The organism is Staphylococcus nepalensis, assembly GCF_002442935.1.
In the GTDB taxonomy this organism is placed as follows: Bacteria; Bacillota; Bacilli; order Staphylococcales; family Staphylococcaceae; genus Staphylococcus; species Staphylococcus nepalensis.
Genome location: NZ_CP017466.1, coordinates 2,343,303 through 2,367,118 on the forward strand (window position 1 = coordinate 2,343,303; position 23,816 = coordinate 2,367,118).

Below are 23,816 nucleotides of genomic sequence, written 5' to 3' on the forward strand. Positions count from 1 at the left end.
GTATCTAGATTTTATTAAAATATACTCTTAACATTTTATATTTTAACAGATGCACAGATTCAAACACAAACATTTGTTCGTAGTTTCATATTACTTTATTCCTAAATAAAAACAAACATAGTAAACCACCATGTTTGTCTAAGTTACTATTTTTAATTCTAGAAAATGAAGTTAAATCATTATATACCGTTCCTAATATCGTATCAATTAAGTTGCTTAATACCTATTATTCAATCATCATCTTTTTTATGTAGCTCGAGTTGATCAATAATCAAGTAACCAGTTAATAATGAAGCTACATCTATAAAAATTATCCATTCATCATGGAAAAAGCCCTTTTCAATTGAAGTCCCTATTAAAATTAAAGTTAAAATAGTTCCTACCCATTTACTTCTTGTCAATACGCTAAAAAGCACTACAAGTATACAGGGAAAAAAGGATGCAAGTATATACCAAATCATTTATGTCACCCATTCCTATTATTTAAAATAGACATCGTCGTTTCTCGTAGTTCAGATTTAGGTATAAATTTCTCTGTTAGCATTTCTGGGATAATATTTTCTATAAAATCTTGTACTGAGTTTAAATGGTCAAACTGCATGATTGTTTCGAGAGACATTTCATATATCTCAAAAAATAAAGGTTCAGGATTACGTTTTTGTATTTCACCAAATGTTTCATATAATAAATCAATTTTATCAGCAACAGATAGAATTTGACCTTCTAGCGAATCATCTTTGCCTTCTTGAAGACGTTTACGATATATCGCTTGATATTGCTCTGGTATTTCTTCACTGATAAAATGATCAACCATTTCTTCTTCTACTTGAGAGAATAATTTTTTCAATTCACCACTAGCATATTTGACAGGCGTTTTAATATCTCCTGTGAAAATCTCAGCGAAATCATGGTTTAAGGCTTTTTCGTATAAACTTTTCCAATCTACTTCATTGCCGTGGTATTCTTCGACTGTACCTAAATATTGAGCAATTTTAGTTACCTTAAAGGAATGGGCAGCAACATTATGCTCAAAATATTTAAACTTTCCTGGCAATCTAATTAATTTTTCTAAATCTGATAAGCGTTTAAAATATTGATGTATTCCCATGATAGCGCCTCCTCATTTATTTAATGATTGATTATACTTGGTTTTATAATATCATTCAACAAGTAAAATGTCTTTTTAATATGGTTGATTGTCAATAATTAATACTAATTTAAAGATATAATCAAGTATACGCTTGTTTCAAGTTTTACCTGTTTTGATATTTTCAAAATACCACAAAAGTAGTTTAGAGATGTTATACGTTAAAAGTGGCATTATCTTACTATATAATGAATGATTTTATACAACATGTTTAATATAAATACATTTTCACATCCATTTATTTAAGGACGTCATCATAACTAAGAGGCCGTGACATAAATAATGTCTCGACCTCAAATATGGTATCGTCAGCATATGGCTAAAATGAAAATAACTTAAGTTTAATTTCTAAAGCATTATTGCTTATAAAGCGTTGCTTCTAAAGTACTACTTTTAAAGACATACTTATGCATGAGCTGAGCTCATGTAATACACTGAAACTAGCTAGTAGGAAAACTATAGCCCATGTATCACACTTGTTTCTAGTCATCTTTGCTAGGATGGGTAGCAACGTGATTTTAGAAAATACGTTTTCTGGGCCATATCATCGTTTCATCTATAAATGCTTATTGTTCCTACTGAAATGGAATCTATTTTATGGTAGTTAATGAATGTAATTATATTGTCCTGTATTATGAATCGTTCTATAAGATTTTTGGCCAAAGCCGTTCCAATTCATTTCTGACACTAAAATGGATCCGTCCATATTTTGACGTTCAACAACGCCTACGTGACCATAATTTCCGGCACTGCTTTGAATGATAGCACCTACTTCTGGTGTGGAATTAACCACGTAACCATTTTGACGTGCTGCTGACGCCCAGTTATTTGCATTGCCCCATAGGCTACCCACTGATTTGCCAAGTTGTTGGCGTCTATCAAATGCATAATACGTACACTGACCCCAATCATAGTAATTCTGTCCATTGGCTACAGCTTGAGACGGTTGATAATAACTATCATGATGACCAACGTCGTTTACTTCATTATTTGAAGCCACGGCATTTGAATATGACCAAGTCTGTTGATATACAGGCGTTGAATGATTGGATAACGATGTAAAATGATGTGTATTTGAAGCTGTTGATTCATTTATACTCGCAATACCAGACTCATTATTTTCATTGTTCCCACGTTGTGCATACATACTTGTTATTTGATTATTTAAATGCGATGAGCCCTTTTGCGACACAGCAATTAATTGTCCAGGATAAATGATTTCATTTAAATATGGATTTAATTGGTAAATTTCATCCAAAGTTAATTTATACTTATACGCAATATCTTGTAGCGTGTCTCCTTCTTTAACTTCTACAATATCTGTATCTGGAAGTACTAATGTTTGGCCAACTTGAACTGTTTGTACGTTCTCCAAGTGATTTAATGATTGTATTGTGTTTATCGTTGTTGCAAACGCGCGCGCAATATCTGACAAGTTAGCCTCTTCTTTTACTGTATGAGTTTGATCAGCCGATGCTAATCCATTTATTCCTAAAAACAAAGCTGCTGATGTTACAGAAAATGTTAAGCCTTTCTTCATTATAAGTTTCAATCCTTTGCTGTCTAAATTTAATCAATCATAATATAGCATAAGCACTTAAGATTTAGGTGAATGTTATAGTTTTGTAATACAATAGATAATTATTAAAATATCTTTTAAAGTATAACGAATAAAAATCTTTCTATCTCTTGATACTGCCCCCTTATGTAGGAGGGCTGTTTTATATAAAAAAACGACTGTAACATTTTAGTTTGCGTTTTACATATAACTTAAAACATTTTAAGTTTTTGGTAAAAATAGCACTAAACGCTATATACTTACTTAAAATGATTGATTACATCAACAACAACTTTAGGTGAATATTTAAAAAGAAAGATAATGAAATAGTAGCTTATTAAAAACAGGAGTGAGTTAGAAATCAAATAAACTAAATTGGTTTCTTATACTCGCTCCCGTCATAAAAATATAATGCGGTTAAGGTAACAACAAGCAAACTTAACTTCAAAAAATATATTGGTAGATAACTGAGGTAGTACATGCATTTATAGTTAACTGTTTTCTGGTCAGTCGTCAGAAAGTTTCCAACCTACTCAAGCTTTACTATTTTCAGTATAATACTCTTCTAATTAATCCATTTGGCTTCGTAAATACGCTTCAATAAATGGACCTAAATCACCGTCCATGACTGCGTCTACTTTTCCTGTTTCTTCATTCGTTCTATGGTCTTTAACCATTGCATAAGGATGGAATACATACGATCTAATTTGACTGCCCCATCCGATTTCTTTTTGTTCACCACGAATTGCAGCCATCTCTTGTTCTTGCTCTTCTATTTTTAATTGATACAATTTCGCCTTCAATGTTTTCATTGCTGCTTCTCTGTTTTTGATTTGTGAACGTTCGTTTTGGTTATTCACAACGATACCTGTTGGATGGTGTGTAATTCTAATCGCTGATTCCGTTTTGTTGATATGTTGGCCACCTGCACCTGAAGCTCTAAATGTATCAACCGTAATATCGTCAGCATTGATTTCCACTTCTATTTCAGTGTTATTAAATTGAGGTATTACATCACATGATGCAAAGGAGGTATGTCTACGCCCAGATGAATCAAATGGTGAAATACGAACGAGTCTGTGCACGCCTTTTTCCGCTTTTAGATAACCATACGCATTATGACCTTTCACAATCATAGTCACACTTTTAACACCCGCTTCATCGCCTGGTAAATAATCTGCAATTTCAACTTTAAATCCTTTTTGTTCGCAATAACGTTGATACATTCTTAAAAGCATATTCGTCCAATCTTGTGATTCTGTGCCACCTGCACCTGGATGTAATTCAATGATTGCATCATTTGTATCATAAGGACCATCTAATAATAATTGCAATTCAAATTGATTTAGTTCTTTTTCAAAGTTGTTGACGTTTTCTTCTAACTCATTTTTCATAGAAGCGTCATCTTCTTCTAATAATAGTTCTCTTGTTGTTTCCATATCTTCAATACTCGCTTCTAAACTTTTATAAGCATTGACAACTTGTTTTAAGGTATTATTTTTATCAATGATTTCTTGTGCTTTGTCTTGATTGTCCCAAAATGTAGGATCCGTCATCATTTCTTCGTATTCTTGTATATTCGTCTCTTTTTCTTCTAAGTCAAAGAGACCCCCTAAGCTGTTCTAATTTTTCCTTGTAAGCATCTAAGTTACGCTTCATTTCAGATAATTCCATTATGCATCTCTCCCGTTTTGTACGAATGAATATTTTCATTTCTATATTTATCACTATACTATCATACTTATTTTACAAAATTTAGAATAGTCATTTCAAATCAAGCATAGAAACAATACACTTGAACCTCACAAAAAAGCACCCTTTACAGATAGGCTAAAGCGTCTAATTGTAAAAGGTGCGTAGTATTCATGGTTTTATTAGTATCTATTCAACTGTCACAACAATATGCTGATTTTAAAGTATGACTAAGCACCATGACAGTTTTTGTATTTCTTACCACTGCCACAAGGACATGGGTCATTTCTGCCTATATGTTCATCTTTGACATATGGTTCCGCTTTGGCTTTTTCTTTTCCATCTTCTGCTGAAACATGTTCAGCTTTACCAAAATCAGTTGTCTTATCACGTTCTACATCATCTTCCACGGAAATAACTGATTTTAAGATATACTTGCTTACATCTTCCTCGATGTTCTGCATCATTGTATCAAATAGTTGGTGACCTTCATTTTGATAGTCACGTAATGGGTTTTGTTGGCCATAAGAACGCAAATGAATACCTTGACGCAATTGATCCATTGTATCTATATGATCTGTCCAATGTGTATCAATAGAACGAAGTAAAATCATACGTTCAAACTCATCAAATTGAGAGCCGATTTTCTCTTTTTGGTTTTTTAACGCAACCTCTATTTTAGACCATACAATATCAAAAATATCTTCATTATCTTTACCTTTAATCTCTTCTTCTTTTAATTCGCCTTCATTTAAGAACACGTCACCAATATAATTGATAAATGGCTCATAATCAGGCTCATCATCTTCTTCACTTACATAATATTGAACGCTTCTTTCTAAAGTTGAACGAAGCATCGTATTAATTAATTCCCCGCTCTCATCACTATCAATGATATTATTACGCTCACTGTATATAATTTCACGTTGTTTGCGTAAGACATCGTCATATTCAAGCACACGTTTACGGGCGTCGAAGTTATTACCTTCAACACGTTTTTGTGCTGATTCAACGGCACGTGATACCATTTTAGATTCAATCGGTGTCGAATCATCCATACCTAAACGGTTCATCATATTTTGTAATCGTTCAGAACCAAAGCGCACCATTAATTCATCTTGTAGCGATAAATAGAAGCGGCTGTCACCTCTGTCACCTTGACGTCCTGAACGACCACGCAATTGATCATCAATACGACGTGATTCATGACGTTCTGTACCAATAACTGCTAATCCGCCAATTTCTTCTACGCCTTCACCTAGTTTAATATCTGTACCACGGCCTGCCATGTTTGTAGCAATCGTTACAGCACCGCGCTGCCCTGCACTCGCAATAATATCGGCTTCACGTTCGTGATTTTTCGCATTTAACACATCATGACGTACGCCATGCTTTTTCAATAAATTAGAAATATATTCACTTGTTTCAACTGCTACTGTACCTAGTAAGACAGGTTGACCTTGTTTATGTTTTTGAATCACATCTTCAACTACTGCGTCAAATTTACCTTTTTGGCTAATATAAATTAAATCTGGTTTGTCTATACGTTGAACAGGTCTATTGGTAGGAATTTGGGTTACTGTCATATTATAAATATTTCTAAACTCTTCTTCCTCTGTTTTAGCAGTACCTGTCATACCAGACAATTTATTGTACATTCTAAAGTAATTTTGGAAGGTAATAGATGCCATTGTTTTTGATTCATTTTGAATCTTTACGCCCTCTTTAGCTTCAATTGCTTGGTGCAAGCCTTCTGAAAAACGACGCCCTGGCATCGTACGACCTGTAAATTGGTCAACAATTAACACTTCACCGTTATTTACCATATAGTCTACGTCTCTTTGTAATGTCACATGAGCACGTAATGCTGTATTGATATGACTAATAATATCAACATTTTTCACATCGTACAGATTATCTATTTTAAACATACGTTCTGCTTTATCAATACCTTGTTCTGTTAATTGAACTGCTTTTGTTTTTTCATCATAATTATAGTCATCTTCATTTTTAAGCATTTTGGCAAAAACATTTGCTTGTGTATAAAGTGAAGTTGATTTTTCTGCTTCCCCTGAAATGATCAGCGGCGTACGCGCTTCGTCAATTAAAATAGAGTCAACCTCATCAATAATCGCAAAATTAAGTGGTCGCATTACGCGTTCTTCTGCGTAGTTCACCATATTATCACGTAAATAATCAAAGCCTAATTCGTTATTTGTACTATACGTAATATCGCAAGCGTAGGCTTCTCTTTTTTCAGCAGTTGTCTTGCTATTTAAATTCAAACCGACACTTAATCCAAGGAACTCGTATAGTTCTGCCATTTCTTCACTTTGTACACTAGATAAATATTCATTGACCGTGATTACATGTACACCACGTCCAGTCAGAGCATTTAAATACACAGGCATGGTTGCTGTTAATGTTTTACCTTCACCAGTTCTCATTTCAGAAATGTCGCCACCGTGAATAGCGATACCGCCCATAACCTGTACTCTATATGGCGTCATATTGAACACACGTTTCGAACCTTCTCTAACTAATGCAAATGCTTCTGGTAAAATATCATCTAACATTTTATTTTGTTTTTTAATATCTTCTTCTTCTTGCAATTGTTCTTGGAATGATTTTGTTTTTGCTTTAATTTCTTCATCAGTTAATATCGACATATCCTCTTCTAATGCAAGGACTTTGTCGGCTAATTTACCAAGGCGTTTTATTTCTCTTTTATTGCCATCTGCAATTTTTGATAAAAAACCCATTTTGTTCGCTCCTTTAGCTTTATAACTCTTTGTTTACAACAATTTATAATATCATTTATTAGCTTAAATTTACACTTATTACATTTATTGTTTTACTATTTCCGCTGCTACTTTACTTACAGTAGATTGAATATTTTACAATTCATTAGATAGAATATACATAAACCTACTGTCTTACTTTCAAATTATTACATAATAACACAGCAAAAAATGAGCGTCCATGATTTCACTCAATCATGAACGCTACAGTTTTACATATTATGGCGCTAATGCAACTGAATTATTCAGTTGTTTCAATCAGTCCATACTTTCCATCTTTTCTTTTATATACGATACTAGTACCATCTGTTTCACGGTCCGTGAATATGAAGAAATCATGGCCTAATAAATCCATTTGTAACACTGCTTCTTCTGAATCCATGGGTTTTAAACTGAAATTTTTTGAACGAATAATTTCGATTTCACTATCATTGTCATCGTTTTGAAGATTTTCTGCTTCTTTTTCTTCGGGCAATGATGCAAATGCTTCTTGTTCGTCATTTTTTCTATTTTTACGATTTACGCGTGTTTTGTATTTTCTAACTTGTCTTTCTAATTTGCTGTTAATTAAGTCAATACCCGCATATAAATCATCATGACGCTCTTCCGCTCTTAGTGTAACATTCTTCAATGGAATAGTTACTTCTATTTTAGTAGTTGAGTTTTGGTATGTTTTCACTTTAACGTGTGCGGTTGCATTGGGCACATTGTTAAAATAACGTTCTAATTTACCAATTTTTTCCTCAATATAGTTGCGAATCGCATCAGTAATAGTGAGGTTCTCTCCGTGAATTTCAAATCTGATCATAGTAATCGACTCCTTTAAAACCTCTATATTGGTAATAGTACTTATCTATATAATACCACGAATCACCTAACGTGCAAACGTAAACACATCGAATTTTCTGATTTTTCTATCAAATAATAGTTGTGCGGCATGATGAGCCGTTAAACCCGTGGTATAGATATCATCTACCAACAAAATATTTTTTTCTTTTAAATCAACCATTGAGATAATTTCAAATGGATTCGCTAATTGTGCACGCATTGGCTTACTTAACTTTGATTGTTTAGGACGTGATTGCATACGAAGCAAGCAATGATAGTTAACTTGTTTTAAATCTAAAACAAATCGGACGGGGTTAAATGTTCTTTCTTGATCTTTATAAACGGAAGAAGGTATAGGCACTACATAGTCATACTTTTGATGAGGTAATCTTATTTTTTCTACTAATATCTCAGCAATTGCAACGTTTTTCATAAATTTGTATTGATGTATCATTTCTTTTACAATGCCATCATATTGGTATGCGCAGTACAATTTATCCATTAAATTAAATTTTTCGGACAAGAATGCACAATCTAGACATATTGTTTCTGCGACGTTTAATTGCTTCAAACACTTTTGACAACGACCATCTATCTCTAATTTCATTTCGTCCCACTGTTCGTTACATACAGTACATAGTTTTGATGCTTTCTTATAAAATGTGGTAGCGTTCAAGGATTCAAACAAACGTGTTTGGCATTGCATGCATGTCTTTTTCAATCAATCCACCCTCTTTTTTGTGCGAGTTTGTTCATTTTCTTTATACTATGCCTGGCTTGTAACATCGGTAGTGTAATACCTTCATGCATACACAATACAAGACCTGTGGGTGCTTCGGCTTTTCTCCCTACTCTACCAGCAATTTGGACGATAGCATTGGCTTCGAACAAATGACTATTTAAAATCAAGACATCTAAATAGGCCATGGTAAATCCTCTTTCTAAAATAGTCGTCGTAAATACAATTTGGTGGTCGCCTCGTCTCAAACGCTCTATTTTATCAAATCGTAACGCGTCATCACTATATACATAAGTTAATGAAGGCACCTCATTTTTATATAGATGAAATAAACGTTTCATCACATCAATATTATTAAAAAAGACTAAAGTGTAGCGCTGTTGTTCGATTTGTTGTTGCAAGTACTTTAATAATTTATATTGCTTTTTATGGGGATTTATTTTTAAAAATTGGAAGCGAGGTACTGGTAAAGGATATCTGTGGAAACGGGCAGGTAATGCTATAACTTCTAAGTGTTTAATTTGTCTCATTAAAACACGTGGAGGCGTAGCCGTCATCAATATATGACAGTGTTTAAACTTTGAGGCATATACTAATGTCTGCATTAAGGTAGGATCTACAGATAAAGGAAACGCGTCGACTTCATCGACTATAATTAAATCGAAATGTTGTTTAAAGCGGTAAAGTTGATGTACTGTAGCAATAACAAAATGACCGTCAAATTGTTGTTGTGAAGATTGATGTAAAACGTCGATATCTTCATCAACAAAAGCTTTCTTAATTCTCATACTTACTTCTATCACTACATCGACCCGTGGAGATACAATAGCAATATTAAGCCCTTCATTTCTCGCATATTTAATGCCTTCAAATATCATTTCTGTCTTACCCGCGCCTGTGACTGCATGGAGTAATAATGAACGTAAATGCGCAATGGCTGTTACTATTTTTTTAGAAGCAAACTGTTGTTGTTCAGATAATTCAAAGGGCAATTGGTAATGACATGAGGATTTAACATTGTGGGTTTCAATTAGAAACACATTATTCATATTATCCACCCTGCCGATATTCACACAATTACGACAATAAACTATCTTTTTATCCAAAATTACAGACCTATATTGATAAAAATGGGATTGCCGAGTTGAATGACATTGTGAACAAATCCATCTTCCATGCTTAAGCGTCACCCCCTTAGAAATTTGTTTCACATGTTCTCCAGTTAATAATGCTCGATTATGAATCACTCTTCCATAGTATTTAATCTCTTATAACCTCCAAACAAAAAAGCGGATTAGAAATTAAGTATTCACTTTTAATTTCATCCTCCGCTCTATAAAATATCTAACCATTTTTTAATATATATTAATCTAAACGAATTGCTCTACCAGTGTACCCTAAACCCATACCGCCAGAACCTAGATGCGCTGCTATAACAGGCCCTAAATGAGAGTAGTGAACTTTATATTGCGGGTATTTTTCTTGTAATTCGTTATACATCCAGTCTGCATCTTCTTTAATATCGCCACCAATTACAAATAAAGTCACGTCTTCATAATCTTTAACTAAATGTATCACTTTATTTATGATTTCTTGTAATGCACGTTTTTTGGTACGTACTTTTTCATCCGGTAAAATAAGTCCATCTTCAAATCTTAAGACAGGTTTCATTTTTAACATTGTACCAATCCACGCTTGAGCACCAGTAATACGACCACTTTTTTGCAAATTTTTCAAATCATCGACCATCAATATCGCACCTGTCTCTGCACGCATCGCTTTTAAATCGTCGATAATTTCTATTGGTTCATAACCTTGTTCTATCATTTCAATTGCGCGAAGTACATAGCTTCCTTGTACCATTGCTGAAATTTTCGAGTCGAATGTATGAACATCGATACCTTCTACCATTTCCCCTGCTTGTGTAGCAGTTTGGTAACTACCACTAATACCTGCAGAAAGAAAGACACAAATAACATCTGTATAGCCTTCATCACGTAACTTTTCAAAATTCGTTATAAATTCGCCAATCGCTGGTTGACTTGTCGTAGGAATTGTTTTAGATGATTTCATTCTTTCATAGAATTCATCTGCTGAAATCGATGCATTTTCCACAAAATTTTCACCATTGTCAAAAGTTACACTTAACGGAGCAATTTTTATATTATATTTATCAATTAATGTTTGAGACAGATAACTCGTTGAATCTGATAACACAGCAATTTTCATCATAATCCTCCTCAATTATACTCACAACTATGATACATTATTTTATATTAAAAGAAAATTTATTTTTACATTAAACTCCAATTCATAACAGTGTATAATACGATATAATGAATTGATGTATACTATGACTGGAGTGATTAGACATGGACGAAGCAATCATTACAATAAAAGAAGCACATACAATAGAGAATGTAATTAGCAAATCGCGATTTATCGCCCATATTCAACCTGTTGAAACTGAAGCAGAAGCCAAAAATTTTATAAAATCTATAAAATCACAACATCACGAAGCAACACATAATTGCTCAGCTTATACTGTTGGTGATCAAATGAACATTCAAAAAGCAAATGATGATGGTGAACCAAGTGGAACTGCTGGCATACCGATGCTAGAAGTATTAAAAAAACTTGAAGTACATAACGTTTGTGTCGTTGTAACACGTTATTTTGGAGGAATCAAACTAGGGGGTGGCGGTTTAATTCGGGCTTACAGTGGCGCGGTGAGAGATGTCATTTATGATATAGGTCGCGTTGCACTCCGTTCAGCTATACCTACGACTGTAACGATAGATTACGACCTTACTGGTAAGTTTGAATATGAGTTAGAACGGACATCTTTTTTCTTAAGGGAAACGCAGTATACTGATAAGGTCAGCTATCAAATAGATGTAGTTGAAGCAGAGTATGAATCATTTATCTCATTTTTAAATAGCATTACTTCAGGTAAGTATGGCCTGATTAAACAAGATATGGTTCAATTACCATTTGATATACCAACAAACTAACCGGTATAAAAAAGATGTTTTATCATATAGTTAGTTCAATTAACATTTAAAATAACCGGTAATTTCAAATTCTGTTGAAATTGCCGGTTACTTTTTATGGTATGTCATTATTTATTTTTCTTTATGCCTATCTTTATTTTCAATTAATTTCAATAGTGGTTTGTAATCATCATCTATTAATCCTGTAAACTCTACGATAAGTTCGATTGTAATTAGTATTAGAATGAGCATCATAAGTACGCCCCACGGTTGTGATAAGTATAAGATGATACTCGAAAGACTAAATAACAATGCGATAGAATAAATAAGGATAACCGTTTGACGATGAGAATACCCCAATTCTAGCAATTTATGATGCAAATGTGATTTGTCTGCTTGCATAATATGTTGACCTTTTTTCACGCGTCGAATCATAGCAAACAGCGTATCAATAAATGGAACAGCTAAAATAACAATTGGGAAAAATAAAGACACAAACGTAATATTTTTAAAACCTAAGAGTGAAAGGAAGCCCACTATAAATCCGATTAGCAATGCACCACTATCACCTAAAAATATTTTAGCAGGATGAAAATTAAAGAATAAGAACCCTAATAGTGCACCAATTAGCACACTACAAATCATCATGATAAATATATTTGCTTGTAATATAGCTATAAACCCAATAGTCATTAAAGCGATAGTTGCTACACCAGAAGCTAACCCATCTAACCCATCGATTAAGTTAATCGCATTGGTAATCGCTACAATCCAAACGACAGTAATAGGAATACCTAATATACCAAAATGTATGGTTGGCCCAATTGGTAAAGATATGAAATCAATGGTTACACCATAGTATACTACAACTAATGCTGCAATCACTTGCCCTAATAATTTAATTATTGGTGTCAGATCATAGATATCATCTATTAATCCTACTAAGTAGATTAATACTGCCCCAATGACAAGTGGTTTCACTTCTGTTTCGATTGGATGTCCCAACCAAATACCTAGTAAAAAAGAAAGAAGTATAACGGTACCTCCAAGCACAGAGGTTGGGTTTTTATGTACTTTTCTAAAATTAGGCTGATCTACAACCCCTAATTTATGTGAAACTTTGATAACAATGGGTGTAAGTATTAAACTGACAATCATTGAAAAAATGATTAATAATAATGTATACATCAGTTCACCTTCATTAATTTAAGTCTTTAAAAATTGAATTTAAATATCAATTATCTATATATTTCAAATACGAAATTTTATTTATAATGAATACACATAGTGTGTTTTATGCCATAATAAAATTTATTTTTATTGAGTGATGCTATGAACAATCTCATTAATTCTATAATACATGATGTACTTTTGCTAATACAAATAGTAATGTGGTGGTTAGAGCAAAATAACTCGTAACTTAGTATTTTTATAGAATAATCAAATTATTTATTTTATAGTCACTCAAATTAACATTTTAACATGAATTTTAAACAAATGTTATTAATATCTATATATCAATGATGACAAAATGTAACTTTTCACTTACAATAACTAAGTGTTTATTTAAAGGAGCGTAAGGAAATGTTTGAAGCTATTATTTACAATATTGCGGTTACTGTCGCAGGCATCTATTTATTCCATCGTTTACAGTACTCAGAAAATAAAAACATGGTATTTTCAAAAGAATATGTCACAATTTTAATGACAATTGTAGCGTTGTTATTAACCATAAAACCAATACCTATTTTCCATGAATATGTACTTTACTTATCTTTTGTTCCTATTCTATTTTTAGGTAGATATACAAACATGGTTTATACAGTGCTAGCAGCATTTATAGTTTCTCTCGTCAACGTATTAATTGGTGATTATACCATCATTAGCGCAATGATACTCATTGTTATTGCTATAATTGTAGGCGCAGTCGGACCATTTTTAAAACAAAATGATATTATCTCGTTACAGATTCTCAACTTAATTACGTTAGTTATCTTTATCATCTTGTCATTTATCAGTCCTTATTATGAATTTAAAGAAGTATTATATTTAATTCCATTATCTTTCATCTTAACTATCACTTCTTCGATTACGTTCGTGGACATTTGGCATTTCTTCTCATTAGTAAATCGATACGAAAACGAAGATAGATTTGATTATCTAACGGGGTTAGGCAACGTCAAAGAATTCGATAGACATTTAAACGAAACGACGCGTATTGCTGAGAAAAATGGTGAAAGTTTAGGTTTATTACTTATTGACATAGATGGATTTAAAGACGTGAACGACACGTACTCACATGATTCTGGCGACGCAGTGTTAAGACAAATCGCCCAATTGTTAAAAAATTACGTCCCACAACAGTTTAGTATCTATCGTAACGGGGGCGAAGAGTTTTCTGTAGTTTTATATGACTATACATTAGATCAATGTGTAAAATTGAGCGAAAGCATCCGTAAAGGGGTTGAACAATCAACGTTCCACTTGCCAAATAAAGAAGTTATTAAATTATCTGTTTCTATCGGTGTCGGTTATCTAACCAAAGATGATTATAAATCTCAACGTACAGTCTTTAAAGTTGCGGATGATATGTTACACATGGCTAAAAATGAAGGCCGCAACCAAGTTATGTTCAACCCTATTGTTAAGCTATAACGCTCGAATAATATAATGATAAAAGGCATTGAATTTTGTTGGATTATTAAAATGAACGATTTATTTTAAATTGATCGTGCTAGGAATAAGACAGAAATTACATTTTCATTCCAGCCATCCCTATCCCTTACTTGTACTATATCTGGCCGAAACATCTTTATGTTTCGGCCCTTTTTGTGTTATATAATGAAAATATCAATGAATGCTATTTAAAACAATAGTCTTCTTGGGCACATATGCTTTTAAAATCAAATGTAAAACATATCATTTCTAAATTTAAGTTTGTTACAATATAGAAGGTAATTATAAAAACCATCTATACAGATGAAACACGAATGAAAGTTGCATGCGTATATTGTAAACTTTTTATTCATTTATGAACTACTTAGGAGGTGCAAAGCTATGACCGATTCAATCACTATCATCGATGAAGATAAAGTAATTGATGTTGTACTCATTGCAGGCAGAATTTTGCTTGAAAGTGGTGCAGAAACTTATCGTGTAGAAGATACGATGACACGAATTGCCGCTAGTTTCGGTTTGGATGATACATATAGTTTCGTGACATCTACTGCGATTATATTTTCACTTAATAATCGCACGAACACTAGATTAATACGTATACGTGAGCGGACTACTGATTTAGAAAAAATTGCATTAACTAATAGCTTATCTCGAAAAATTTCAAGTAATCAATTGAGTATAGATGAAGCAAAATCAGAACTTATTCACCTACACCACGCGTCATTACAATTTTCATCTGTCACTAAATTCTTTGCAGCTGCTATTGCATGTGGATTTTTCTTATTTATGTTCGGTGGCGTTATAAATGATTTCTTTTTTGCTATACTTGCAGGGGCTGGCGCATTTTTAACATTTGATTTTGTGCAGCGCTATATTCAAATAAAATTCTTTTCAGAATTTATCAGTGCTGCCGTTGTTATTATGATAGCGGCCACATTTTCAAAATTTGGCCTAACAGAAAATCAAGATATTATCACCATAGCCGGCGTTATGCCTCTTGTACCTGGTATTTTAATTACAAACGCAATTCGAGATCTCATGGCGGGGGAATTACTTGCTGGCATGTCACGTGGTGTAGAAGCAGCACTAACATCATTTGCTATTGGTGCTGGCGTTGCAATCGTTTTATTAATATTTTAAAAGGGGTGCTTGTATGGTCATTGGCTACTATGTTTTACAATTTATAATTAGTTATCTAGCAACGATGCTATTTTCTGTTATTTTTAATGCACCCAGACGTCTCCTTTTAGCTTGTGGTTTCGTTGGCGCTATGGGGTGGATTATTTATAAAGTGACATTTGATTTAGAATTAGGTAAAGTAATGGCCTCATTTTTAGGTAGTTTTATTTTAGCTATTATGAGTCACACGATGAGTAGACGTTATAAACGGCCCGTCATTATTTTTATCGTGCCTGGGATTATTCCACTTGTTCCTGGTGGACTTGCATATGAAGCTACACGTTTCTTAGTGAGTAACCAATATACCCATGCTGTAAATACTTTTCTTGAGGTAACACTGATTTCAGGCGCCATTGCTTTTGGTATTTTATGCGCCGAGATTATATACTACATCTATACGCGTATTAAACAGCATTACGGTAAAATGCATGGTAAAATATATAAGAAGTCGTATAATATGAATAACAGAGCATAAGGGGTGTTTTTAATGAAAAACGATATTATAGATAGGCTTACAAGATATGTAAAAATTGATACACAATCTGATCCACAATCTAATTCAACACCTTCCACTCAAAAACAGTGGGATTTATTGAATTTATTAAATGATGAAATCACAGACTTAGGGTTAGAAACAGATATGGATGAAAATGGTTATTTATTTGCAACATTAGAAAGTAATGTTGACCAAGAACTTCCTACTGTAGGATTTTTAGCACATGTTGATACTTCTCCAGATTTCAACGCTACAAACGTTAATCCACAAATTATTGAAAGTTACGACGGGCAACCCATAAAACTTGGAGAAACAAATCGTACTTTAAGTCAGGATGTATTCCCTGCTATGAAAAAAGTAGAGGGACACACATTAATGGTTACTGATGGTACATCATTGTTAGGTGCAGATGATAAAGCTGGCGTAGTTGAAATTATGGAGGCTTTAAAATACTTAACGATGCATCCAGAAATCAAACATGGTCGAATTAGAGTAGCTTTTACACCTGATGAAGAGATTGGTAAAGGTCCACATGCCTTTGATGTCGAACGTTTCAATGCTGATTTTGCCTATACAATGGATGGCAGCCAATTTGGAGAATTACAATACGAAAGCTTCAATGCTGCAGAAGCGATTGTCACTTGTCATGGTGTCAACGTTCATCCAGGTTCTGCCAAAGATGCAATGGTTAACGCTGTGCTTTTAGGTCAACAATTCAATACGCTATTACCACAAAATGAAGTTCCTGAGCGTACCGAAGGCTATGAAGGTTTCTATCACTTAATGAAGTTTGATGGTGATGTTGAACAAGCAAAACTTTACTACATTATTCGTGACCATGATAGCGTTAAATTTGATTTACGTAAAAAACGTTTAGTGGAAATTCAAAATGATATCAACAGTCACTTTGAAGATGAACCAATTGAAATTGAAATGAACGATCAATATTACAATATGGGCGAAAAAATTAAGCCAAATCCACACGTCATAGATATTCCTAAACGTGTCTTTAGTAAATTAGGCATTCCAGCTAATACCGAGCCTATTCGTGGAGGTACAGACGGATCCCAATTATCATTTATGGGACTTCCAACACCAAATATCTTCACTGGCTGTGATAATTTCCATGGTCCTTTCGAATATGCTTCAATCGACGTCATGGAAAAAGCAGTTCGCGTTATTATTGGTATAGCACAAGAAGTCGTACAAACTTATGAGAAATAACGAGTGGGATAAAATCTATATTTCTATGGTATGATTTTATTGGTCCCTTTCAGTAAGAATGAATAGAAAAAAGAGTACAATTAAATAATTAAAGTTGTTAACTAGGCTGACTTCCTACCATTCGGTACGTAGTCAGCCATTTTTAATGAAATTAAATAAAAAGTGATGTTAACCAAATGTCAGTTTATGAATTCAATCTAAAACTGGTTGATTTATATGAAGTGTTTGATTTTGAAAGCGCCCCACCATTCTAATACTCTCATTGAGTAACTTTTTTACTTTATGACTAGAAAACACAGTTCGTGTATAAGCGTATAGCATAATTTTCAGCATAATCTTTGAATGTTAAACAGATGCCTCACGATGATGTTGCAATTTGTCGAATTCGTTTTCAAGTGTTGCTTCAATAATGTTATTTACATATCGTGGTATATCTTTAGTAGAAGTTAAAATTGAAGTTTCCAGTGTTAATGTAAATTGAGTCATGTTATGACTATTATACGTACCGCGCTTCGTTAATTTAGTTTAGTGATGTTTATTAAATTATACAAAGTATCTTATTTTTGTAATAAAAAATCTGTGATAATGATATGTAGTTTAAAAAATCGTTTCGGTTGTGAAGCACCTGCAGGAAGCAGGAAGGCCGTGTCCTAAAGGAGCAAAATAATATGAAGGGACATAAAACAAGCCCCAAAAATTCCTTGTGTTAGAAATATTTTGGGGCTGAATGATGAGATTGATGTCTCAACTTCTAGCATATCTATACTACATTATTTATTAAACACGCTATAAAAGCGTGGCGCGCAGTTGTACAAAATAAATAAGGTGTTATAGATTATAACTTTATCATCGTGTGTAACTTATGATTTTTCAAAATTTGAATGTTATAACGCTTCTACTAAATAATATTTAAGCCAAAACTAATTTAAAAAATAATCCTTTTCTGACCATATGAACCCTTTTTCAATAGGTTTGAAAGCAACTTGACGAGTAATCCTAATAGTTCTTCTAACCATTCAAAAAATTGGTTGACTTATCATTTTAAATTTTTAATCATACTTGTTCGTCTCACTCATCTATATGGCTATTATCAGTGATAGCCTCTTAAGCTATTATTGGTTTACATCAAATTGCGTTTTTAATAGCTTAATCGCTTGAATCGTATAATGTCTAATTTGAATACCCATTTTAAAATCTGTAAATGTTTCTGGCATTTCAATAAACGTGTTAAACATTGCTGTCACGCCCATTGATTCAAATAAATCGAATTTATCATCTGTTGCACAAATTGCTATTGAAGGTTTTTCATGTTTCGTAGCCAGTTCTGCTAAACGCACTGTTGTCGTTTCTAAAATTTGATCAGCTTCATTCACACCTTCACCAAATATAATTAAATCCGCTTGTTGTATTAAAGTGTCCAAATGCGTTATTTGGTCTACTAATTCATGACTTGTCATAATTTCAGCACCATATAGTCCATTGAATACTGCAGCGATACCGCCGCCAGCTCCACCTCTTTGAACGGGACCTAACGCGATTTTCAGCTCTGCTTTAAATATCTCGCTTAAATACCAAACTAAATTATCAATTTCAGCAGCTTCTTGATGTGTAACATGATATGTTTCATACGTTTGCATAATTTCACTGTTTTTACCATATAATTTACTATCAAAATCTGACATTAGTTGAATGCGCATATCTTTCAACTTAGGGTTGATTTGAGACATATCAACACGACGAATATATTTTAAAACTTGACTACCTTGCGTAACATCAACCACTTCAGCTTCATCATCAAAGAACCTAACACCTAGTGCTTGTAGCATACCAGCTCCACCATCAAAGCTACCAATACCTCCAAGAGAAATGATTAAATGCTCAGCGCCGTTATCAATAGCATCTTCGATTACTTCACCCAGACCAAAACTTGTTCGTTCTTTTATAGGTTTTTGTCCTTTTAAAAACAAATTGCCTTCAATAATCGTCATTCCATTATCTGTAATGCCATAGACAGCTTCTACTTCATTCATATCTGCATCATGTGCAGCCACTCTATATTTCGTCCCAGATTGCCATAAAAAAACTGAATCCATAAGCTCATGTCGACCATTAAATAAAGGTACTTGTACAATGTCAGCTTTCTCTATTTGACTAGCTACTGCTTCCTCCACATAACGATTAGCTTGATAGCTAGATATAATACCATTAAATTCATCCATTGCCACTAATACTTTCATTTTGTCACCTCTAATATTAATATACATCGTTAACTGTATTTTATTTTAATATAATGTATTTAGACTTTATGTAGTATAATTAACTAAATCTTACTTTTATCATATATTGTTGAATTTCAAATATTTGGTACATTTTAATCCAATTTTTATTATTTTACGCTTCAAAGTTAGATAGATTTTCAATCAGGCTAGACTATAGCCTTTTTTTGAAAACACTCTCTTTCATCCATGTACATTTTTTATAAAAAATACGCACCTCATTATTCTAATCGTAGGGATTCGAGATAACATCTAAACCACACCATATCAGTAGTTGATATGATGAAAATTACTCAAAACATGCAATTGATTTTATCAAACTATTCTCCACACAACTTATAAACCATCACGATTTCTAGTATGGTTTTAGGCATAGCGAGTGTATATGATATATTACATGTTTATTTAGTAAAATAATCATATATAAAATTGAACGCACTGTTCCTAAACTTTTTTACTAATTCAACTACTTATTATACATGTCCTAAGACTTTTTTTCACATTATAAGAAACGCTTGTTAAACTTCTCAATGTTAATTAGAGTCCAACAAGCGTTTCATTTTAACGTATTTATTTTTTATTCTTCAGCATCTGCTAAAGATTTGACATTAATATGATCGTGATCAGCATTCCAAATCGCTTGTCCCTTCACAAAATAAAATGCTTGTGGCGATTCATGCTTCACTTTTGTTTTTTCTTCAATGTAATCTGATAAATCTCTTTCTTGTTGTACAATTAAATAATAGCCATCCATATCTCTTTCATATAAAAATTTGTTGAATTGATCCATCGCGTTTGCTGAAATCGGGCATGTTTCACTATGTTTCAACACAAACACATAATTATTTTCTTTTAAAACTTGCTCAAACTGGTCAATCGAACTCAGCTTTATAGCCATTCTATTCACCTCTAAAAATATTTAACACACCATATCGTTTCTAAAAGTGTGAAATTCCAACGATATTCACATATCATTGTTTCCAATTATACACAAATACCTTTTTATTGTTAACAGTTTATTCTAAATCTTATGACTTAACTAGATCATTTATTTTTGATATTTATCTTTTATATCGGCATATTTCTCATTAAACTTCTTATCATATGGCTCCAAATCTTTGCTTTCTTGAGGTAATTTATTGATGTCGATTTTAGCCAATGATTCACCAATTTCAATTGTCTCTTCTCTAGTTTCATAATAATTTTGTAGACTATAGTACATTTCAATCGTATTTTTACGTGCATCGTTGACATAGCCATCTGTAATCTCTGCCTTGTTTAAATCTTTAATTTGTTTATTTATGAGCGGCATAATTTGTGTCTCTATTGTTTTCTTTTCTGCTTTAGCATCCATCATATTGGATTGTTTTTCTGCAGTAAGTTTCAAATCTCTATTATTCTGTTCTAATTTATGTTTAAAATCTTTTACATTTTCACCAGCATTATTAGCTTTTTCCATATTATCTTCTACTTGTGATCTGTTTTTCTCAAAGAGTTTTGTATAATCTAATATATCTTCATTCGCTTTAACTGATTGATTATATAAATCTACAAAGTTTTTAACTTCATTAATTGCGTCTTTTTTCTTTTTAACCGCTTCTAAGTATTCAGCTTTTAATTCTTTAGTTTCTTCTGATTCTGCTGGTAACTTTTTAGCAGCTTTATCATAAGCCTCAAGTTTAGGCATTAACTTGCTATTTAACTTGTTTTGTAATTGATTGAATTCTTTTTTGTTTTTATCCGTCATATCTGTTTTACTTAAATCATCGATATAGCTCAAATCAATTGAATCCATTGTTTTATTGAACGTTTTTTCTTTGTTATTCACATCGCTTAGCGTACTATCAAAATCTTTAAATTCATTTGCACCTTCGCGTCCGCAAGCTACAAGTACTACAGAAACACACACTAATAAAATAAAGCATATTATTTTTTTCATTTCTGCACTCCTTATCATTTTGTATTATACAGAAACTTATTTGACTTGAAAATAATATATGATATATTATTTCAGAATTTACAGTTTAACAATTAAATATTCATATTTAAAGGAGTGTTTTAATTCAATGCATTCTGACGTTCAACCTTTTATCAAAGACGATGTTCAGCAAAATTTTATAAAACAATATGAGACGCTAAGCCATAAGTTATTTAATCTGTTAGATACGCCAATCCGATCAACGCATCACATAGGTGAGACGAGCCATTTCAATTATCCAACAGAGCCTATTTTAGATATTTTAGCCGGTGTCAATCATTTACATGACATTACTTCTTTAGGTGAAAAACGCTTGATTTATGAAGGGTTTTATAGGCTACATCATCCATATAATAAAAAAGTAATCATGGCTAAATTTAATAATTTAATTGACTTAAAACAAACCGTACGGTTACATATTATTCAAAAACACTCAAATCTTTATGATGATTATTTAAAAACAAATGATTTTCTATAAGCCAACCCATCTTTAGCAACACATTTTGGTGAACAAAAATATTCTTTAGCCAATGATGTATTACAAATACGTATTTATAAAAATCAAAACAAGCGCTTTTTAACCAATTGTTACGGCAGCTAAACAATGAATGACCTAGAAACCAAAAATAATTATTTATAACTTAAATCGTAAGTCACCTTATTAACTTTCAAAATAAATATTTCAAATTATCCTTTATACTATTTAACAAATATGGTAAATCATTGGTATAATATATAAATGAATTCAACAGGAAAGGATGTTCTATAATTGCATAAAGATGACATCTTAAAAGAATTAGAATCGATTGTCCCAAAAGAAATTATAAAAGTAGATGAACCTCTAAAACGTTATACATACACAGAAACAGGAGGACAAGCTGACTATTATTTATCTCCAACTCAAAATGAACATGTTCAAGCCATAGTTCACTTTGCATACACAAATGATATTCCTATTACTTATTTAGGCAATGGATCAAATATCATTATACGTGAAGGTGGCATCAGAGGTATTGTAATTAGTTTGCTTCAGCTAGATTATATCGATGTATCTGACGATGCGATTATCTCAGGTAGTGGCGCTGCGATTATTGACGTATCCCGTACTGCACGCGATTATGCGCTCACTGGTTTAGAGTTTGCATGTGGTATTCCAGGCTCTATAGGCGGCGCTGTATTTATGAACGCAGGCGCATATGGCGGCGAAGTCAAGGATTGTATTGATTATGCACTATGTGTTAATAACAAAGGTGATTTAATTACACTTACCAATAAGGAACTTGAATTAGATTACCGAAATAGTATCGTTCAGAAAGCGCACTTAGTGGTATTAGAAGCTGCATTTACGTTAGCGCCTGGCGTTAAAAAAGAGATTCAAGCAAAAATGGACGATTTAACGGAAAGAAGAGAATCTAAACAACCTTTAGAATACCCATCTTGTGGCAGTGTCTTCCAACGACCACCAGGTCACTTTGCTGGGAAATTGATACAAGATTCAAATTTACAAGGCTATCGTATAGGTGGCGTTGAAGTATCAAAGAAACATGCTGGCTTTATGGTAAATGTGGGTAAGGGCACAGCAACTGACTATGAAGATTTAATTCACTACGTGCAAAAGACAGTTAAAGAAAAATTTGATATTGAACTTCACCCTGAAGTAAGAATTATTGGTGAACATCCAACAGATTGATAGGAGCAGGTCAATGATACCCAAAATTTACGGTGCGACTATAGATAATGAAACTCGTTGTACACACTATCACACGCCTTTAGATATTATTGCTATCAAATTCAAGTGCTGTGATAAGTATTATCCATGCTACAAATGTCATAATGAAGATGTATCTCACGCGATAAAAAGATGGTCTGCTGATGAATTTGATACGAAGGCTATTTTATGTGGTGTATGCAAATACGAGATGACAATCAATGAATATATGCTTATTGAAGCGTGCCCAAACTGTGATGCGCATTTCAATAATCGATGTAAATACCATTACAGTACTTATTTTGAAATATAAATAATGACAAAATAAAAAATCTGGAACACAAATGAATGCCCCAGGTGTGCCCATGCTATCGTCAGATACAATTAGTAATTTGTATACAATCAAGCGCTTGGGCTTTTGTATTCTGTTACTCGTTACCTTTTAATAATAGCGCAACAAGACCCAATTTAAAAATTAGGTTTCTGTCTGCGCTTTTTTATTTATTTTAAACTTTAAA

22 protein-coding genes are annotated in these 23,816 nt (G+C 32.8%); 8 read left to right on the forward strand and 14 right to left on the reverse strand.

Translation table 11 applies throughout. From position 1 onward, the window contains the following. Positions 1-230: 230 nt before the first annotated feature. The 9 genes from BJG89_RS11255 to fakB1 form a co-directional block, all read right to left on the reverse strand. A complete protein-coding gene (locus BJG89_RS11255) occupies positions 231-461 on the reverse strand; it encodes a CsbA family protein (RefSeq protein ID WP_096810678.1) in 231 nt (76 codons plus the stop codon). Positions 462-466: 5 nt separating this feature from the next. Next, positions 467-1,108: a YfbR-like 5'-deoxynucleotidase gene (locus tag BJG89_RS11260; protein ID WP_096810679.1), complete on the reverse strand. Its 642-nt coding sequence runs from the start codon at positions 1,106-1,108 to the stop codon at positions 467-469. 643 nt (positions 1,109-1,751) lie between these two features. Then, complete coding sequence (locus tag BJG89_RS11265) at positions 1,752-2,687, reverse strand: COG3942 and LysM peptidoglycan-binding domain-containing protein (RefSeq protein WP_096810680.1); 936 nt, start codon at positions 2,685-2,687, stop codon at positions 1,752-1,754. A gap of 587 nt (positions 2,688-3,274) precedes the next feature. Beyond that, a protein-coding gene (prfB, locus tag BJG89_RS11270; RefSeq protein ID WP_096810681.1) for a peptide chain release factor 2 occupies positions 3,275-4,379 on the reverse strand; the annotation gives its coding sequence in 2 pieces (ribosomal slippage) (positions 3,275-4,306 and positions 4,308-4,379; 1,104 coding nt in all). A 248-nt stretch (positions 4,380-4,627) separates the two neighbouring features. Next, positions 4,628-7,159 (reverse strand): preprotein translocase subunit SecA, encoded by a 2,532-nt coding sequence (gene secA, locus BJG89_RS11275; RefSeq protein WP_096810682.1) that lies wholly within the window; start codon positions 7,157-7,159, stop codon positions 4,628-4,630. 280 nt (positions 7,160-7,439) lie between these two features. Then, on the reverse strand, positions 7,440-8,006 hold the full coding sequence (hpf, locus tag BJG89_RS11280) for a ribosome hibernation-promoting factor, HPF/YfiA family (protein WP_096810683.1): 567 nt from the start codon (positions 8,004-8,006) through the stop codon (positions 7,440-7,442). A 66-nt stretch (positions 8,007-8,072) separates the two neighbouring features. Continuing rightward, positions 8,073-8,732, reverse strand: a complete 660-nt coding sequence (locus BJG89_RS11285; protein WP_096811236.1) for a ComF family protein — start codon at positions 8,730-8,732, stop codon at positions 8,073-8,075. 11 nt (positions 8,733-8,743) lie between these two features. Next, positions 8,744-9,814: a DEAD/DEAH box helicase family protein gene (locus tag BJG89_RS11290; RefSeq protein WP_232514183.1), complete on the reverse strand. Its 1,071-nt coding sequence runs from the start codon at positions 9,812-9,814 to the stop codon at positions 8,744-8,746. Between the two features lie 316 nt (positions 9,815-10,130). Continuing rightward, positions 10,131-10,994, reverse strand: coding sequence for a fatty acid kinase binding subunit FakB1 (gene fakB1 / locus BJG89_RS11295; RefSeq protein WP_096810685.1), 864 nt, complete (start codon positions 10,992-10,994; stop codon positions 10,131-10,133). 143 nt (positions 10,995-11,137) lie between these two features. On the opposite strand from fakB1, the gene BJG89_RS11300 reads away from it, so the two are divergent. Beyond that, complete coding sequence (locus BJG89_RS11300; RefSeq protein WP_096810686.1) at positions 11,138-11,779, forward strand: YigZ family protein; 642 nt, start codon at positions 11,138-11,140, stop codon at positions 11,777-11,779. A 111-nt stretch (positions 11,780-11,890) separates the two neighbouring features. On the opposite strand, the gene BJG89_RS11305 is transcribed toward BJG89_RS11300, so the two are convergent. Continuing rightward, positions 11,891-12,946 carry a glycosyltransferase family 4 protein gene (locus BJG89_RS11305; RefSeq protein WP_096810687.1) on the reverse strand — a complete coding sequence of 352 codons (1,056 nt, stop codon included), beginning with the start codon at positions 12,944-12,946 and terminating at the stop codon, positions 11,891-11,893. A gap of 396 nt (positions 12,947-13,342) precedes the next feature. On the opposite strand from BJG89_RS11305, the gene gdpS reads away from it, so the two are divergent. From gdpS to pepT, 4 genes are all read left to right on the forward strand, one after another. Next, on the forward strand, positions 13,343-14,413 hold the full coding sequence (gene gdpS, locus BJG89_RS11310) for a GGDEF domain-containing protein GdpS (RefSeq protein WP_096810688.1): 1,071 nt from the start codon (positions 13,343-13,345) through the stop codon (positions 14,411-14,413). Positions 14,414-14,815: 402 nt separating this feature from the next. Then, positions 14,816-15,577: a threonine/serine exporter family protein gene (locus tag BJG89_RS11315; protein ID WP_096810689.1), complete on the forward strand. Its 762-nt coding sequence runs from the start codon at positions 14,816-14,818 to the stop codon at positions 15,575-15,577. 13 nt (positions 15,578-15,590) lie between these two features. Further along, positions 15,591-16,091: a threonine/serine exporter family protein gene (locus tag BJG89_RS11320; protein WP_096810690.1), complete on the forward strand. Its 501-nt coding sequence runs from the start codon at positions 15,591-15,593 to the stop codon at positions 16,089-16,091. Between the two features lie 12 nt (positions 16,092-16,103). Further along, the gene (gene pepT, locus BJG89_RS11325) at positions 16,104-17,336 is read left to right on the forward strand and encodes a peptidase T (RefSeq protein ID WP_096810691.1); all 1,233 of its coding nucleotides are present in this window, start codon (positions 16,104-16,106) and stop codon (positions 17,334-17,336) included. A gap of 345 nt (positions 17,337-17,681) precedes the next feature. Here the strand turns inward: pepT and BJG89_RS14505 are convergent, their stop codons facing one another. From BJG89_RS14505 to BJG89_RS11340, 4 genes are all read right to left on the reverse strand, one after another. Beyond that, complete coding sequence (locus BJG89_RS14505) at positions 17,682-17,822, reverse strand: hypothetical protein (RefSeq protein ID WP_157772556.1); 141 nt, start codon at positions 17,820-17,822, stop codon at positions 17,682-17,684. 626 nt (positions 17,823-18,448) lie between these two features. Continuing rightward, positions 18,449-19,573: a glycerate kinase gene (locus tag BJG89_RS11330; RefSeq protein ID WP_096810692.1), complete on the reverse strand. Its 1,125-nt coding sequence runs from the start codon at positions 19,571-19,573 to the stop codon at positions 18,449-18,451. Positions 19,574-20,189: 616 nt separating this feature from the next. Then, the gene (gene ytxJ, locus BJG89_RS11335; RefSeq protein ID WP_096810693.1) at positions 20,190-20,510 is read right to left on the reverse strand and encodes a bacillithiol system redox-active protein YtxJ; all 321 of its coding nucleotides are present in this window, start codon (positions 20,508-20,510) and stop codon (positions 20,190-20,192) included. Positions 20,511-20,660: 150 nt separating this feature from the next. Further along, positions 20,661-21,551 carry an EMYY motif lipoprotein gene (locus BJG89_RS11340; RefSeq protein ID WP_096810694.1) on the reverse strand — a complete coding sequence of 297 codons (891 nt, stop codon included), beginning with the start codon at positions 21,549-21,551 and terminating at the stop codon, positions 20,661-20,663. 127 nt (positions 21,552-21,678) lie between these two features. On the opposite strand from BJG89_RS11340, the gene BJG89_RS11345 reads away from it, so the two are divergent. The 3 genes from BJG89_RS11345 to BJG89_RS11355 all read left to right on the forward strand — a co-directional run bounded on the left by BJG89_RS11345 (position 21,679) and on the right by BJG89_RS11355 (position 23,611). Then, complete coding sequence (locus tag BJG89_RS11345) at positions 21,679-22,068, forward strand: GrpB family protein (protein ID WP_198401683.1); 390 nt, start codon at positions 21,679-21,681, stop codon at positions 22,066-22,068. 291 nt (positions 22,069-22,359) lie between these two features. Continuing rightward, positions 22,360-23,280, forward strand: coding sequence for a UDP-N-acetylmuramate dehydrogenase (murB, locus tag BJG89_RS11350; RefSeq protein WP_096810695.1), 921 nt, complete (start codon positions 22,360-22,362; stop codon positions 23,278-23,280). A gap of 16 nt (positions 23,281-23,296) precedes the next feature. Further along, on the forward strand, positions 23,297-23,611 hold the full coding sequence (locus BJG89_RS11355; protein ID WP_096811237.1) for a CHY zinc finger protein: 315 nt from the start codon (positions 23,297-23,299) through the stop codon (positions 23,609-23,611). Positions 23,612-23,816 lie beyond the last annotated feature (205 nt).

What these genes read in the sequence shown, in the direction of transcription:
- BJG89_RS11320 (WP_096810690.1), top strand. Translation starts at nt 15,591, where the DNA reads ATGGTCATTGGCTACTATGTTTTACAATTTATAATTAGTTATCTAGCA.
- fakB1 (WP_096810685.1), bottom strand. Translation starts at nt 10,994, where the DNA reads ATGAAAATTGCTGTGTTATCAGATTCAACGAGTTATCTGTCTCAAACA.
- gdpS (WP_096810688.1), top strand. Translation starts at nt 13,343, where the DNA reads ATGTTTGAAGCTATTATTTACAATATTGCGGTTACTGTCGCAGGCATC.
- ytxJ (WP_096810693.1), bottom strand. Translation starts at nt 20,510, where the DNA reads ATGGCTATAAAGCTGAGTTCGATTGACCAGTTTGAGCAAGTTTTAAAA.
- BJG89_RS11265 (WP_096810680.1), bottom strand. Translation starts at nt 2,687, where the DNA reads ATGAAGAAAGGCTTAACATTTTCTGTAACATCAGCAGCTTTGTTTTTA.
- BJG89_RS11260 (WP_096810679.1), bottom strand. Translation starts at nt 1,108, where the DNA reads ATGGGAATACATCAATATTTTAAACGCTTATCAGATTTAGAAAAATTA.
- hpf (WP_096810683.1), bottom strand. Translation starts at nt 8,006, where the DNA reads ATGATCAGATTTGAAATTCACGGAGAGAACCTCACTATTACTGATGCG.
- BJG89_RS11305 (WP_096810687.1), bottom strand. Translation starts at nt 12,946, where the DNA reads ATGTATACATTATTATTAATCATTTTTTCAATGATTGTCAGTTTAATA.
- pepT (WP_096810691.1), top strand. Translation starts at nt 16,104, where the DNA reads ATGAAAAACGATATTATAGATAGGCTTACAAGATATGTAAAAATTGAT.
- BJG89_RS11340 (WP_096810694.1), bottom strand. Translation starts at nt 21,551, where the DNA reads ATGAAAAAAATAATATGCTTTATTTTATTAGTGTGTGTTTCTGTAGTA.
- BJG89_RS11300 (WP_096810686.1), top strand. Translation starts at nt 11,138, where the DNA reads ATGGACGAAGCAATCATTACAATAAAAGAAGCACATACAATAGAGAAT.
- secA (WP_096810682.1), bottom strand. Translation starts at nt 7,159, where the DNA reads ATGGGTTTTTTATCAAAAATTGCAGATGGCAATAAAAGAGAAATAAAA.
- BJG89_RS14505 (WP_157772556.1), bottom strand. Translation starts at nt 17,822, where the DNA reads ATGACTCAATTTACATTAACACTGGAAACTTCAATTTTAACTTCTACT.
- BJG89_RS11330 (WP_096810692.1), bottom strand. Translation starts at nt 19,573, where the DNA reads ATGAAAGTATTAGTGGCAATGGATGAATTTAATGGTATTATATCTAGC.
- BJG89_RS11290 (WP_232514183.1), bottom strand. Translation starts at nt 9,814, where the DNA reads ATGAATAATGTGTTTCTAATTGAAACCCACAATGTTAAATCCTCATGT.
- BJG89_RS11285 (WP_096811236.1), bottom strand. Translation starts at nt 8,732, where the DNA reads ATGCAATGCCAAACACGTTTGTTTGAATCCTTGAACGCTACCACATTT.
- BJG89_RS11315 (WP_096810689.1), top strand. Translation starts at nt 14,816, where the DNA reads ATGACCGATTCAATCACTATCATCGATGAAGATAAAGTAATTGATGTT.
- BJG89_RS11345 (WP_198401683.1), top strand. Translation starts at nt 21,679, where the DNA reads ATGCATTCTGACGTTCAACCTTTTATCAAAGACGATGTTCAGCAAAAT.
- BJG89_RS11255 (WP_096810678.1), bottom strand. Translation starts at nt 461, where the DNA reads ATGATTTGGTATATACTTGCATCCTTTTTTCCCTGTATACTTGTAGTG.